Origin of the sequence: Janthinobacterium sp. EB271-G4-7A (genome assembly GCF_020858075.1) — a bacterium.
GTDB lineage: Bacteria > Pseudomonadota > Gammaproteobacteria > Burkholderiales > Burkholderiaceae_D > Janthinobacterium > Janthinobacterium lividum.
Window position 1 is genome coordinate 2651002 of record NZ_JACYMI010000001.1, and the last position, 13677, is coordinate 2664678.

The 13677-nt window shown below is 63.7% G+C and carries 11 protein-coding genes; 8 read left to right on the forward strand and 3 right to left on the reverse strand.

The features are described 5' to 3' along the window. Window positions 1-22: 22 nt before the first annotated feature. A complete protein-coding gene (locus tag IGS58_RS11940; RefSeq protein ID WP_230521493.1) occupies window positions 23-1900 on the reverse strand; it encodes a phytase in 1878 nt (625 codons plus the stop codon). After that, window positions 1900-4437: a TonB-dependent receptor gene (locus IGS58_RS11945; RefSeq protein WP_230521494.1), complete on the reverse strand. Its 2538-nt coding sequence runs from the start codon at window positions 4435-4437 to the stop codon at window positions 1900-1902. Before IGS58_RS11945 ends, IGS58_RS11940 begins: the two co-directional genes overlap by 1 nt. Window positions 4438-4743: 306 nt before the next feature. Here IGS58_RS11945 and IGS58_RS11950 point away from each other — a divergent pair, with 306 nt between their 5' ends. From IGS58_RS11950 to IGS58_RS11975, 6 genes are all read left to right on the forward strand, one after another. Continuing rightward, window positions 4744-5646: a GGDEF domain-containing protein gene (locus IGS58_RS11950; protein WP_151095546.1), complete on the forward strand. Its 903-nt coding sequence runs from the start codon at window positions 4744-4746 to the stop codon at window positions 5644-5646. Further along, on the forward strand, window positions 5646-6671 hold the full coding sequence (locus IGS58_RS11955) for an AraC family transcriptional regulator (protein WP_034785941.1): 1026 nt from the start codon (window positions 5646-5648) through the stop codon (window positions 6669-6671). Before IGS58_RS11950 ends, IGS58_RS11955 begins: the two co-directional genes overlap by 1 nt. A 264-nt stretch (window positions 6672-6935) precedes the next feature. After that, window positions 6936-8330 (forward strand): class I SAM-dependent methyltransferase, encoded by a 1395-nt coding sequence (locus IGS58_RS11960; protein WP_034785940.1) that lies wholly within the window; start codon window positions 6936-6938, stop codon window positions 8328-8330. After that, window positions 8330-9673: a sensor histidine kinase gene (locus tag IGS58_RS11965; protein WP_034785939.1), complete on the forward strand. Its 1344-nt coding sequence runs from the start codon at window positions 8330-8332 to the stop codon at window positions 9671-9673. Before IGS58_RS11960 ends, IGS58_RS11965 begins: the two co-directional genes overlap by 1 nt. Before the next feature lies 1 nt (window position 9674). Further along, window positions 9675-10772, forward strand: coding sequence for a hybrid sensor histidine kinase/response regulator (locus tag IGS58_RS11970; protein ID WP_230521495.1), 1098 nt, complete (start codon window positions 9675-9677; stop codon window positions 10770-10772). Continuing rightward, window positions 10765-11778: a response regulator gene (locus IGS58_RS11975; protein ID WP_052140444.1), complete on the forward strand. Its 1014-nt coding sequence runs from the start codon at window positions 10765-10767 to the stop codon at window positions 11776-11778. The genes IGS58_RS11970 and IGS58_RS11975 overlap by 8 nt, the downstream gene beginning before the upstream one ends. Before the next feature lie 80 nt (window positions 11779-11858). On the opposite strand, the gene IGS58_RS11980 is transcribed toward IGS58_RS11975, so the two are convergent. Next, window positions 11859-12386, reverse strand: a complete 528-nt coding sequence (locus IGS58_RS11980) for an SRPBCC family protein (RefSeq protein WP_034785934.1) — start codon at window positions 12384-12386, stop codon at window positions 11859-11861. 214 nt (window positions 12387-12600) lie between these two features. Here IGS58_RS11980 and IGS58_RS11985 point away from each other — a divergent pair, with 214 nt between their 5' ends. After that, complete coding sequence (locus tag IGS58_RS11985; protein ID WP_070279907.1) at window positions 12601-13386, forward strand: DNA/RNA non-specific endonuclease; 786 nt, start codon at window positions 12601-12603, stop codon at window positions 13384-13386. A 21-nt stretch (window positions 13387-13407) separates the two neighbouring features. Next, window positions 13408-13662, forward strand: a complete 255-nt coding sequence (locus IGS58_RS11990) for a hypothetical protein (protein WP_034785932.1) — start codon at window positions 13408-13410, stop codon at window positions 13660-13662. Window positions 13663-13677: the final 15 nt, after the last annotated feature.

The window sequence follows — 13677 nt, forward strand, 5'->3', positions numbered from 1 at the left end:
CGGCGGGGCCGGCCCCGCCTGATTATTCCAGCTTCAAGGCCTTCGCCACATCCCCCCACGCCACATACTTGAAGTTCTGCGGTCCGTCCGGCAAGCGCTTGTAGCCGTCCTGGATCACCAGCATGCCTTGCGCATACGCGCCGCCCAGGTTGGCGGAGGTGACGTCGAGGCCGTCCGTTTCCGAGGTGCCGTCGATGCCGGCGGGCAGGTTGAACCCGACTTTGAAGCGACCGCGCACCTTGTAGGGCGCTTGCGCGTCGAGCACCACGTAGCTGCTGTCGCCCTGGCTCGAGACGATCAGGTAGCCCGTATTGGCCTTGGCGCCAGGCTGGCGGTAGATGGCCATGCCTTCCACATCGGCCGTCAGGTTCGCGCCGACGGGCAAGACCATGGCGAGGGCGTCCGGCTTGGCGGCGTCTGCCGAGGTGGTCCAGATGCCGCGCGTTTCCTCGCCCAGGAACAGGCGGGCGTTGGCGTCGTCGGCCACGCAGCCTTCCGGTTGGGTGGCCACCTTGAAGCTGCGCAAGAGGGTGGCGCTGAACTTGTTGCCATTCATGCCGATGCTGTACTGCTGGAAGGTGCCGTCCTTGTCGTTGATGAACGCTTGCACGCCGCCGCCGGCCGGCTGGTACAAACACATGCCATAGATGCTTTTCAGGCCGGTAGGAAAACGGCCCGCTTCCGCCACGTCGCCGCTGGCATTGATGGTGAACAACATCATGCTGTTGTCGTCGCGCTGGGTGGCCACGGCCAGGTCGACCTTGCTGCCGCCAAGACTGATGTTCTGCCGCACGTCGACGTTGTTCAGGCGGCCCACTTCCAGCAGTTGGGTTTGCTTGCCTTGCAGGTCGTAGACCAATAAACCTTGTTTCTTGTTGGTGCCGAGGATGCGCGCGTCGGCGGGGTTGCTGGACAGCCAGATGGCAGGATCGTCGGCCGCGTCGCCCTGGCGCGCCATCGGTTCCGTCTGCGCTTGGGGGGCGATGATGGCCACGGCAGGCTGCGTTTCCGCCTGGCCAGCCCATTTCAAGGGCCGCGCCTGCCAACCATTCTTGCCGCGTAACATCAACGAATTTCCATTGAGTGCCAGCTGGCTGTCGCCCTTGCGCACGTTCAAGGCCACGGCTTGCGGCGGCATGGCCGTCCATTGACTCCCCTGATGGGCGAACAGGTGCAGCTTTTCCGCCTTGCCGTCGAGTACTGCCACGCCGCCCGGCAGCACGGCCAGCGCCCCGGCGCCGCCGTCCAGCTGGCCGTACGGCTTGCGCAGGGCGACCACTTCGCGTTTGCCCATGCCTTCGGACTCGGCGTCATACGCCCAGACGCCCATGTTGGCTTCGCTCACCAGCAGGCGCTGGGCGCCATCGTCGACCCGGCAATGTTTCGCGTGCGGCGGCAAGGCCAGTTTGCGCACCAGGCTGCGCTGTTCACCCTGCATCACCCACTGTTCCGCTTGGCCATCCTTGCCGATCAAGAACAGATGGGCTAGCTGCTGGGCGTCGCGGTACAGGCACGATGCTTCCACGGAAAATGTGGGCACGGGAAATGGCGCCAGGCGGTTCAGCTTGCCGGCCTGCACGTCGACGGAGACGGGCAGGGGGCGCTGCGTGTCCGCTTCCAGGAAGACGGCCAGCACCTTGCCGCCATCGCTGCGCGTGTCGAGCTGCTTGGCGCGCACGGCGATGCGGTCCTGCTCCTGGCCGGCTGCGTTGAACAGGCGCAAGCCGTGCTTGTCGAGCAGCAGCCAGCCGCCGCCGGGCAGGCGCGCCAGTTCTTCCGCTTCCTGCGTGAAGGAGGGAACGGCTTGGGTAGGCGCGGCTTGCGCCGTGCCCGCGAGGCAGAAGGCAGCCAGCAAGGCGCTGCAGAGTACGGTTTTTTTCATGTTATTGGAGATCATCATCAGAAGGCGCTGGCTTTCAGGCTCACCTTAAAGGTGCGGCCATATTGTTCGTTCTGCACGTTGTACTGTTTCGTGCCTTGATACACGTAGTATTTCTCGTTGTTCAGGTTAGCCGCCTCAAACATCAGCTGGAACTGTTTATTGATCTGGTACGACAGCGAGAAATCGAGCTGCTTCTGGCTGGCGACGATATGGTCCTGGCTTTGGTCGAGGATGTCGCCGCCCATTTCCAGCAGGTAAGGCGATTTGTAGTTGAGGGCCAGGCGGGCGCTGACCGGCCCCGTTTCATAGCCCAGCATCAAGTTCATCACCTGGTTCGACTGGCCCGGCAGGCGGATGTCGCGGTTCAGCGGCTTGTTGCTGGCCTTGTCGAAGCGGCCGATTTGCGCGCTCGAGGTGCTCAGGGTGCCGTTCACGCCGACGAGAAACTTGTTGAACGGCGCCGGCAGCATGCGCAGCGGCTGCATGTAGGCCAGTTCGATGCCTTTCACCTTTGCCGCGTCGCCATTCGCATACGAGGTGGCCGTCGTGTAGCCTGCCCACTGTCCCGTGCCGGCCAGGTTCGTCGTGTACGTAAAATTCTTGATGTCCTTGTAGAAGCCGTAGGCCGACATCACGCCGTCGTTGCCCAGCACTCTTTCGATACCGAGGTCCAGGTTGTTTGCCTTCAAGGGCTTCAAGTCCGGGTTGCCGATCACGGCTTCCGTGTTGCTGGCCAGGCTGATGCCCGGTGCCAGCTGGCTGAAGTTGGCGCGTACGACGGCTTGCGTCCAGGCGGCCCGCACGCTGGTCTTTTGATCCAGGTCATAACGGGTTTGCAGGTTTGGCAGCCAGTTGGTGTACGAGCGTTCGCGCGTCAAGGCCGTGGCGACGCCGGCGCTGTCCACTTGCGAGCCGGCCGCCTTAAAGCTGGTGCGCTCGGCGCGCACGCCGCCCAGGATGTGCCAGGCGTCGAAGTCATAGCTGTTCTGCACATACATGGCGTTGATGTCTTCATGCATGCGGTAGTCGTTGATGATGGATTCCGTGGCCAGGCGCGCCTTGGCGCGGTCCAGCCCCGCCACGCGGGCGCGGATGAGGGCCGGGTCCAGCGCCACGCCGATGTTGCCCAGGTCGTAGTCGAGATTGTGGCCTTGCACGAAGTTGCTCATCGAGGTCGAGCCTGCGCCCCAGTAATTGCCGCTGGAAGCCTTGCTGCTGTTATACGCCCATTGATCCGTGTCATTGGATTTTTCGCGGCGGCTGACTTTCGCGCCGAACTTCAGGGTGGCGGTGTCGAACTTGCGCGCCAGGTCGATGCGCGCGTGGTGTTCATTGTCCTTCGAGTAGCGCTTTTGCAGGGTGATGGCGTTGAGCGCGTAGCTGGCCGGGTCGTACAGCGAGGCGGGGCCGCTCAATTTCGGTTCCTGCGTGTCCGTGAAGCTGATGCCGGCGAAATTGCTGGTGCCGCGGAAACGGCCATCGTTCAGCGACTCCGGCGTGTCTTCCGTGGCGCGGCTCAGGCCGCCTTTCACGTCCAGCGTCCAGTCGCCCGATTTTTGCTGCGTGCCCAGGACTAAGGAGCGCACTTGCTGCGTGTACTTGCGCTGGCGGATGCGGCGCTCGGCGCGTGCGCTGGCCGTGGCTCCTTCGGCCAGGCTGCCGCCCGCGATATTGCTGATGGTCAGGCGGTCGCGCACTTCATCATCGGAAAATTCGCTGACGAAGGAGCGCAGGAACCAGCTATTGCCCGCTTCGGGACGGTAATCGAGGTTGACGGCCAGCGCGCCGCGCTTGCGCACGGGCAGGTAGTCGCGCAATTCCAGGCCCGACAATTTACCCTTGCTCCAGGCGCCGCCCGTTTCCACGTCGTCGGAGCCGAACGAGCGCTTTTCCGCGCTCAGGCCCGCGGCTACGCCCAGCTTGCCGTCGAGGAAGCGCTGGGCCCACAGGGCGCCGCCGCTGGGGCTGGTCTTGCCCGTCTTTTCATCGTAGCTGGCGCCCACGTTGGCCGACAGCAGCTTGCCCGGCAAGTCGAAGGCGGACAGCGATTTCACCTCGACGGTGGCGCCCAGCGAGTTGGCATCCATTTCCGGCAGCAAGGTCTTCGAGACTTCCAAGGTGCGGATCAGGCCGGCTGGCAGGATGTCCAGCGCCACGGCGCGGCGGCCCGCTTCCGGCGACGGCACCAGCGCGCCGTTGATGGTGACGGCGTTCAGGTCAGGCCCCAGGCCGCGTACCGTGATGTAGCGGCCTTCGCCCTGGTCGCGCTGCACGGATACGCCCGGCAAGCGGGCCAGCGCCTCGGCCGCGTTTTTGTCGGGCAAGCCGCCGATATCGTCGCTGCTGATGACGCTGATGATGTTGTCGGCTTTCTCTTGCGCGGCGATGGCGTTGCGCAGGCTGGCGCGCTGGCCGCTGACGACCACGGTGGCGGCCGGCTGGCCGTCCGCATCTTGCGCTTGCGCATGGCTTTGGCCGCTGAAGACGGCCATGATGCCGAGGGCCAGGGCCGTGAGGCGCAGCGGGGAGGGGAACGATGTGTGCATGGTTTTCATGAAGAGCTCGGTTAGGGGGAAGGAACCGGGCGGATTCTAGGCAGCAAATATGACGGTTGCGTGACAGGCAAGGGCTTGCCACCCTGAAAACAACGGCATGCGAACGCTTTCCGGCTGGAATGGCGCTGCCATGAGCTGAAATGACCTGCCAGCGCGGGGCGCATGGGATGCGGCTTGCCGGATTTGCATCGGCTGCGCTACTAATGATGAGCCGTTTGCACCTGCCGCACGGGCGCAGGGCATGTCATCGTGCCGTCATGGGCGGGCGCTATCGTGGCGACAGCACCACTTTTAAAGGTTTCCCACATGCTGCCGTTGCACCGTAACAGCCTGATTGCCGCCGCGCTCGCGTTGCCCCTGTTCTTGTTCCTGTATGCCACACTGGGGCACCTTAAACCGTTTGCCATCTGGAAGTGGATGGATATCGTCTGCGAAGGCGGCACGGCCGTCATGGCGGGCATCTGGTTCTTGTTTACCCTCAGCAGCCGGCCCCGCGGGCTGGTGACGCGCCTGATCGCGGGCGGCCTGTGCGCCATCATGCTGGGGTCCTGGGCCGATTGTCTCGATGAATTCTTTGCCGTCGATAAGAGCGCCGTGTGGGATAACTGGCTGGAAGCCTTGATTCCGTTTGGCATGCTGGTGCTGACGATCGGCATGTATTACTGGCGCCAGGAACAGTTCCGGTTAAATGAACACCTGCAAAAGCGCGAACGCCTGTTCCGCGACCACCGCGCCTTCGACCGCATCACGCAACTGGCCGACGCCAGTTACCTGCGCACGCAGATGCGCCTGGAGCAGGAGCGCCGGCCCGGCCTCGATTGCGCGCTGGTCTTGCTCGATATCGACAGCTTTCACCTGATTAACCGCGAATACGGCCACCGCGAAGGCGACCGCGTGCTGCAAGCCGTGGGCCACATGCTGCTGCTGAACTTGCGCAATGACGATTTGCTGTGCCGCTATGCGGGCGACCGCTTTGCCGTGCTGATGCCGGGCGTGTCGCGCGAAGATGCGGCCGTGAAGGCGCGCCACCTGTGCGCCATGGTGGGGCAGATGCGCCACCACGCCAACGATAACCGCGAAATCCGCCTGAGCCTGCGGCATGCCTGCTCGCTGACCGATGGCGTGCCGGAAGTGGTCTTGGCCGAGCTGAGCCGGGCCGTGGAAACGCCGCGCTCCGGTGCCGGAATCAGTTCCGCCGCGCCTGCCTGATGCCGCTGAACCAGCAAGGCGACCCCAGCATCGCGGCTCATCACCAGCCGGCGCTGGTGCTCGATTACGCGCGCAGCCGGGAACTGGCCGTGGCGCCGCTGCTCAAGGGCACGGGGCTCGATGGCGGCGCGCTGCCGTCCGAGGAAAGCCAGGTCAGCGCCGCGCAATACCTGCAATTGCTGGCCAACGTGGCGCGCGGCCTGGACAGTGCCGACACCAGCTTCATGCTGGGCCAGCAAATGCTGCCCGGCCATTACGGCGCCGCCAGCCATGCCTTGCTGCAGGCCCAGAATCTGCGCCAGGCGCTGGGCATCCTGTGCGGTTTTCATACCTTGCTGTGTCCGCTGCTGCAGCCGCGCTTGCGCGAAGCGGGCGACATGCATGTGCTGTATTGGGTCGATGCATTCGGCGCGCCGAGCCAGCTGCCTTTTTTGGTGGAAATGCACATGACGGCACTGGCGGCCATGTGCCGCTGGCTGGCCGGGCAGTCCCTGCCGTGGCGCTTCTGCTTCAACCGCGCGCGGCCCCGCCACGTCGAGCAGCATGAGGTGCACCTGGGCCAGGCGCTGCGTTTCGATTGCCAGGTCGACGCCATGCTCATCGATTCCAGCTGGCTCGATAAACCCTGGCCACGCGGCAATGCCACGGCGGCCGCGCTGGCCTTGCGGGCGGCGGCCCTGGCGCCCGTGCCGGCAGCGAGCCTGCTCGGCGCGCTGTACGATTACCTGCTGGCCAATATCCGCTGTGCGCCGACCCTGGAGCGCACGGCGCAGGAATTCGGCGTCAGTCCCGCCACCCTGAAACGCCACCTGGCGCGCCATGGCACGCATTTCCAGGCCGAGCTGGACCAGGTGCGCGCGCACAAGGCCATCTATCTGTTCCAGGCCCATGGCTACGATAACGATGCCGTGGCCGCCTACCTTGGCTTTCATGATGCCACCAACTTCCGCCGCTCGTTCAAGCGCTGGACGGGGCAGACGCCGCAACTATTGCGTCACGCGCTGGCACTGTTCGTGGCTGGTTGATCGCCGGCGTTGCGCGCCAGCGCCACGGACAGTCGTTCCTGAGGGAACAATTGCCCGTTCTGCTACATCCATAGTACACTCGATCAGAGAGCGAACAGACGCGCTTTGAGGCGCTCCGGCACGGCGTCAAACGACGCCGCAATACCGCCATCTTGATGGCGGGGCCGGCGGCAGACGACCGGTGTGCCGTGCCTTAACCCAGCCTGGAAACTGGCGTCACCCGTGTGGTGTGCCGGAAACCGGGCAACTTGATAATGCTCAATCGTGTATTCACAATCGCAGATCGATCCAGTCGTCAGTTTCCGCAACACCCAGGGTGAGGCGGTGCGTGGCACGATTTTCAACTTGCAGCGCAATTCGCTGGTCATGGAAATCTATAATCCATACTCGATTGTGCAGGTCAGCGAGGTGCTCAATGACGTGACGGTGCGCATGGGGGCGAAAAACGCCTACGTGGGCAAGGCCGTCGTCATCAGCAGCGTCAATACGGGCCTGACCGCCATCGTTTCCGTGACCCTGATCGACGAGTGGCGCGAGCTGAGCGACGTGGTCGTCGTCAAGGGCGCCGTGCTGAAAGAGTCCAGCGCCTTTGTCGCCGGCTGGGGCGAGCGTTTCCGCATCCGCCGCGATTACCAGATCGTCGTCAACGAAATGCGCGCCTTCCTGTCGGAAGTGGCGCGCTGGGTCGAACAGGTCGACCTGTCCGACTCGCTGCCGAAGGAAAACGGCCGGCTGCGCCCCGATATCTTCGATGAACTGGCCTTGCCGCTGATGGAGCAGACCCAGCTGTACCTGCGCCAGCTTGAGGTGGAAGCCTCGCTGGTCGAGGAAGAGCGGGCGCCGGCCCACCGCGCCTTCGCCCAGGCGGCGCTGCATCCATTGATCCTGCGCGCACCGTTCGTCTTCCGCACGTTTACCAAACCGCTCGGCTATGCGGGCGATTACCAGATGGTCAACCAGCTGCTGGACGACCCGCGCCAGGGCCCGAGCACCTATTTTCAGATCGTCAATGCGGCCTTCCTGCAGGCGGCTGTCGCTACGGCGCACCGCAACCGCATCGATATCCTGACGGAATTCCTGTCGCAGAAGGCGGCCGCGGCGCGCACTGCCGGGCGCGTCTACAAGGTGCTCAACGTGGGCTGCGGCCCGGCCATCGAAGTGCAGCGTTTCCTGGAAACCTGTCCCGATGCGCAATGGCTGGCCTTCGAACTGGTCGACTTCAGCAGCGAGACCCTGGACTGGACGCGCGCGCGCCTGACCACCATCATGCAGCGCACGGGGCGCGTGGTCGAGATCGACTATGTGCACGATTCCGTGCATAACCTGCTCAAGCGCCGCCATGGCTCGGGCATTACGGGCTTGCCCGGCAGTTTCGACGCCGTGTATTGCGCCGGCCTGTTCGACTACCTGTCCGACAAGGTGTGCGCGCGCCTGCTGATGCACTTCGCCTCGCGCGTGGGGCCGGGCGGACGTTTGCTCGTCACCAATGTGCACGCGAACAATCCGGGCAAGTTCGGCATGGAGCATTTGCTGGAGTGGCATTTGATCTATCGCAATGAAGAAGGCCTGTCGGCCTTGCTGCCCGAACATGCAACGGATCCGCTGATCTATGTCGACGCGACGGGCGTGAATGTGTTCGCGGAAGTGAGCATTCCTTGATGGATACTCCAGGCCTGCACGCCGGCTACACGGCCGTTTTGCGCGACTTCCGCCTGGAATTCAGCCGCGGCGGGGCGTACACGGGCATCGTGCTGATCCTGCTGGGCATGGGCCTCGATTCGGCCCTGTACCCGGACAAGCAGTCGGCGTTTACCAGCGCGCGCATCGTCGTGTCCGTGCTGATCTTCTGTGTCGTGCTGGCCATGCGCACGCGCTGGGCGCAAGACCGTATCCAGGGCCTGACGTTTGTCTGGCTGATCCTGCCGCAAATCATGATCGCCTGGATGATCGCCGTCACGGAAGGCGCCACCTCGATCTATTATGTGGGCATGACCCTGGCCATCTATTCGTCGGGCATCGTGCTGGCGTTCGGCCTGTGGCAAAACATGGTCTTCGGCGCCATCTCCTGCCTGCTGTACGTGGCCGCCTGCGCCTGGCATGCGGGGGGCTTCGACTTGCCGGGCACGTTTGTCGTCAACTGCCTGTTCCTCATCATGTCGGCCAGCATCAGCGCCGTATTTACCTATTTTAATGAGCGCGCCCGCTTCATGCTGTTCCAGCTGAAGGCGGAAGTGGCGCAAAAGAACACGCAGCTGGAAGAAACCAACAAGAGCCTGGCCGATATCAAGGGGCAGATGCTGCAGCAGGAGAAAATGGCCGCCATCGGCACCCTGGCCGCCGGCATGCTGCATGAAGTTAATAACCCCGTGAATTTCTGCATGATGGCCATCGAGGTGGCCATCGAAGACCCGGCCGCCCAGCAAAGCGCGCTGGTCAGCGAATGCCTGGCCGACGCCAAGCAGGGCATGCTGCGCGTGCAGCACATCGTGTCCGACTTGAAGACCTTTGCCTACCGCAAGAGCGGCAACCAGCTGGAAACGGGGCATTTCCAGTTCCGCAGCGCGCTCGACGCGGCCATCCGCCTGGTGGGGCATGAAACGAAAAATGTCAGCATCAGCCACGACTTGCCCGTCGACACCCTGGTGCGCGGCGACGAGGCGGCCATCGTGGGCGTGCTGATCAACTTGCTGGGCAATGCCGTGCTGTCCATGCGCAAGGGCAATGCGCCGCCGTTCGAGATCCGCATCACGGCCCACTGGGACGAGAACCGCCTGCGCATCAGCGTGCGCGACAACGGCCCCGGCATCGCGCCGGAAAACCTGGCGCGCGTGTTCGAACCGTTCTTTACCACGCGCGAAGTGGGGCAGGGCCTGGGCCTGGGCCTGAGCATCAGCTATGGCGTGATCGAGCGCCACGGCGGCACCCTCAGCGCCGAAAGCGAGCTGGGCGTGTGGGCCAGCATGAATTTCGACTTGCAGCGCTCCGATTGGGAGGGCCGCTAGCATGGATAACGATAGCCGCGCCAGCGTGCTGTACGTGGACGATGAAGCGCTCGCCTGCAAGTATTTCGAGCGCGCCGTCGGGCCACGCTACCGCGTGCTGACGGCGCAGAGCGTCGATGCGGCGCTCGCTCTGCTGCAAGACGACGCCGGCCAGATCGACGTGCTCGTCACCGATTACCGCATGCCGGATCGCCTGGGCAGCGAATTGCTGCAGGAAGTGGCGCAGCGCTATCCGCACATCGTCTGCATGCTGGTGACCGCGTATGCGGACAAGGACGTGCTGCTTGAACTGATCAACGGCGGCGCGGTGTTCCGCCTGTTGGAAAAGCCGCTCGACTTGCCCGCCATGCAAACGGCGCTGCAACTGGCCGTGCAGACGGGACGCGAGCGCGCCGCGCGCCGCCAGGGCCTGGTGGCGATGGAGGAATCGCTGGCTTTCCTCGCGCATGAATTGAACACCCCGCTGGCGGCCATCGCCAATTTTGCGCGCGGCATCGCGCGGCGCGCGCAGGCGGACGCGGCACCGCAGGCCGAGATCGGCGAAGCGGCTGCCTTGATGCACGACAATGCGCGCTATTGCCTGTCCGTCCTGGCCAGCTTTATCGACACGGTGCGCCTGGCCAGTGCCGGGCCGGGCATGCAGGGTGGACGCCGCGCCGGCAGCGCGCGCCAGCTGCTGGCCGCCTTGCTCGACAGCTATCCCTTGAGCACGGCCCAGCGCGCCGCCATCACGGTCGACGTGGGCGACGATTTCTCCATTGCCGAGTCGCCCAATTGCGTTGCGCTGATTTTATCGTCCGTGCTGGCGAATGCCTTGCGCTCGGCCGGCGAGCAAGCCCATCCGGCAATCGGCATCCGCATCGACGCCGGCCGCATCATGGTGCGCGACAATGGCGCCGGCATCGCCCCCGAGATCGTCGAACAGCTGTTGATCGACCCCGTCAGTGCCAGCGGCGGCGAAGGCAAGGGCTGGGGCATGGTGTTTTGTCACCGCATGATGCAGTCGTTCGGCGGCAACCTCGATATCGCCACCGAGTTTGGCACTTCCACCACGGTAACCCTGAATTTTCCAGTACATATAAGGAACGAGCATGATTGACGCCAATCTGCGTTTACCGGCTCAGCGTGAGCCGGCGCAAGGCTTGCCGACGATACTCTATGTCGATGACGAGGCCAACGCCCTCAAATATTTCCAGCGCGCTATCGCACCGCTGGCCGTCGTGCTGACGGCCACCTCGGTCGAGGAGGGCAAGCGCATCCTCGACGAGCAGGCCGACCGCATCGCCGTGCTGGTGTCGGATCAGCGCATGCCCGGCGCTTATGGCAACGAGCTGTTGTCGTACGCCTGGGACCGCCATCCGCACATCGTGCGCATTTTGACCACCGCGTATTCCGAGCTGGAGCACACGGTGGAAGCCGTCAACCAGGGGCAGATCCACCGCTACATCCAGAAGCCGTGGGATATCGCGGCCCTGCGCATGGAACTCAAGCAGGCGCTGGAACTGGCGCGCTTGCGCAACGAGCACGCCCAGTTGCTGCGCGAAAAGCTGATGGTGCGCCAGCGGCAAGCCGTCGCCAACCGCATCGGCACCCTCTACGCCCTGTGCGCCAGCCTCGCTGGTCCGGAGCAGCAGTTGCCCGTGGAAGCGTATTTGTCGGCTGCCCTGACGGCCGGCGTCACGCCGCCCGAGCCGGACTGGCTGCTGATGGATTATGCCGACCTGGTCAGCTCGGAAGCCTTCCGCGGTACGGCCTTTGCCGCCGCCGTGCGCCAGCAGCTCGACACGCTCGAACGCGACTATCCGGGGCGCGGCGTGGAACAGACGATCGACATGCTGCTGCCCGTGTTTGGCGCGGCGCTGCAAAACCAGGGCGGCACGGCGCTGTTTCTCGATGGCCGGCTGCTGACGGAATTCCTGGAAACGCCGACCACCACGCCCGTCTCGCCCATCCACTCGTTCTGGCTGGCCAGCTTGCTGTGGCTGGCGCGGCGCGGCTGGTCCTTGCAGCTCAGCAAGACGGAGCAAGGCTTGCAAGGCAAGGTGGTGCAGGCTGAACCGGCGCTCACGCCAGACCACCTGGCGGCCTGGATCGAGCAGTTCTGAGCTAAGCATGCCCCCCGCAAGGGGCGGCGCCAACTAAAACAGGGCCGCGCGGGCCCTGTGTCTGGTGGCGGTGAGCGGGCTTAGCGTTCCGCCGCCGCCTTCAGGTTGTTCAAGCCTTTTTCAAAATCCTTGCCTATCATGGTATCCATGCTGACGAACACCGTCATGACCTTGCTGACGTAAGGGCTGGGGCCCGTCATGGTCCAGTTCACCTTGGTGCCATCGCCTTCGGGCGCCATGGTAAAGGTGGTGGTGTTATGGCTTTCAAACGGCTTGAGGAAGTCCAGCTTGATGACGGTGCGTTCGGGCTGGGCCGCTTCCGTGATTTCCATGCGGCCGGCGCCCACCTTGTCATTTCCCGTCCACGCATATTGCGCGCCCAGGCCATTGGCCGGCCCCGTAAACGTGCGGCGCATGGCCGGATCGAGCTTTTCCCACGGCGACCAGGCGGCCCAGTAGTGGAAGTCCGTGATCAGGGCGGCGATTTTCTCGGGCGGGGCCTTGATGGTGATTTCGCGCTGGACACTGAAGGTGTCGGGCTTGGTGGTGGCATAGCCGAGGATGGCGGCGACGACGACAACGATCAGCAGCAGGGTTTTTTTGATCATATGCTCTCCAAATCTTGAATGGTCGATGCGAACAAATCAAGGCAATCTTAGCAGATATGAATGGCTGTGCGCGGCCTGTTGGCCTTTATTTGCGCCAGCTCTGCGCAGGACCGCCTGTACGCCTGTTTTTTGCCGCGCACGCCAGGTTTGTGCAGCTTGGTGCTGAGGGCCGGCGTCCGCTAGAATGCTGGCCTGCAAGATTTCAGAGGGAAATATGATTCAACGATCGATCGCCAGGCTGACCCTGGCGTGCGGCCTGCTGGCTTCCGCCTTTGCCGCGAACCTGGCGCATGCCGATGCCTGTCCTGCCCATTACGTCGATGGCCGCAAGCCGGAAATCACCAACCCCAAGCTGGACGTGGCCACCAAGGAGCTGTGCTACAACGTGTTTGGCGTGATGCACTCGGGTATCACGCGCACGCCGCTGTGGTCGGCTGAACACTTGACGGCGAACAACCTGGAAGCGGCACAGGATTTGTCGCGCGAAAACTCTTTCCATGCCGAACGCAAGCTGCCCGCCGCCCAGCGCGCGGAACTGGCCGATTATGCGCGCAGCGGCTTCGACCGTGGCCACATGGCGCCCAACGGCGACATGCCGGACCGCCAGAGCCAGCGCGACAGCTTTACCCTGGCCAACATGGTGCCGCAGGATGCGCGCAACAACCGCTATGTGTGGGCCGGCATCGAGGGCGCCGTGCGCAAGATGGCGAAGAAGGAAGGCGACCTGTACGTGATCACGGGCCCGGCTTTTATTGGCGGCAACCTGCGCAAGGTGGGAAGAGTCATTGTGCCCAGCCATCTGTACAAGGCCGTCTACAGCCCGCGCCAGCGCGCCGGTGCCGCCTACTTCATTGAAAACGTCGATACCAAGACGTATGAAGTGTTGAGCATTGCGCAACTGGAAGACAGGATAGGCATCGATCTGTTACCGTCGCTGACGCGCCAGCAAAAGTTGCGCATGCTGAGTTTGCCCAAGGTAAAGAGCAAGTCCAAGAAATAAGACCGTCAAAAAGGAAATCCCATGTGCGCAAAGAAATTCGTCCCGTATGCCAATGAAAGCGATGTGCTGGACATTGGCAGCCTGACTATCGAAAACCGCATCGACCGCATCAGCATCAGCGGCGACATCGACCTGACCCTGGACAAGCCGGGCCTGGCCCTGGCGAAACAGCTGCAAAAACTGCTGGGCGACGTGGTGGCGCAGCTGGAAAAGCAGGAACTGCCCGACCAGCTGCCGCCGCCCGAAGTGACGTCGGTGGCCAATCCCTTCGAGTGACGCTGGCGGGAAAGA